1 protein-coding gene and 1 pseudogene are annotated in these 534 nt (G+C 65.9%); both read left to right on the top strand.

The genetic code is table 11. The features are described from left to right. Positions 1-150 (top strand): annotated as a pseudogene (locus AC3WTO_RS31140) (D,D-dipeptide ABC transporter permease); the annotation flags it as partial. Beyond that, positions 147-534, top strand: a 388-nt coding sequence (locus tag AC3WTO_RS31135; protein ID WP_492465089.1) for an ATP-binding cassette domain-containing protein, incomplete at its 3' end; no start/stop codon positions are given. The pseudogene AC3WTO_RS31140 and the gene AC3WTO_RS31135, both read left to right, overlap by 4 nt.

Here is a 534-nt window from a genome sequence, read left to right as displayed (position 1 = left end):
GCGATGATCGCGTCGGGCCGCCGGTTCATCCTCGACCAGTGGTGGGTGGCAGCCATGCCCGGCATGGCCATCCTCATCGTCAGCCTCGGCTTCAACCTGCTCGGCGACGGCCTGCGCGATGCGCTCGATCCAAGGAGCTCGGGCCAATGAGTGCGGCGGATACAAATGCGAAGAGCGGCAACCTGCTCGAGGTCGACAACCTCAAGGTCCGCTTTCCCACCCGCACCGGTGTCATCGAAGCGGTGCGCGGTGTCTCCTTCTCGCTCGGACGCGAGCGCCTCGGCATCGTCGGTGAATCCGGCTCCGGCAAGTCCCAGACCGGCCGCGCCATCATGGGGCTCACCGATCCGAGGGCCGAGGTGACCGCAGACAGGCTGGAGTTCGACGGGATCAATCTGCTGACGCAGCCAGCCCGCGAACGCAGGGCGCTGCGCGGCAAACGCGTCGCCATGATCCTGCAGGATCCCAAATACTCACTCGATCCCGTCATCAGCATCGGCCGCCAGATCGTCGAGACCCTGCGCACCCATGAGA

It is taken from the genome of Mesorhizobium sp. EU05-FHT14A09 (genome assembly GCF_058790995.1).
Note: the sequence above shows the minus strand (reverse complement) of the source record. Positions and strands in the feature narration are given on the sequence as shown.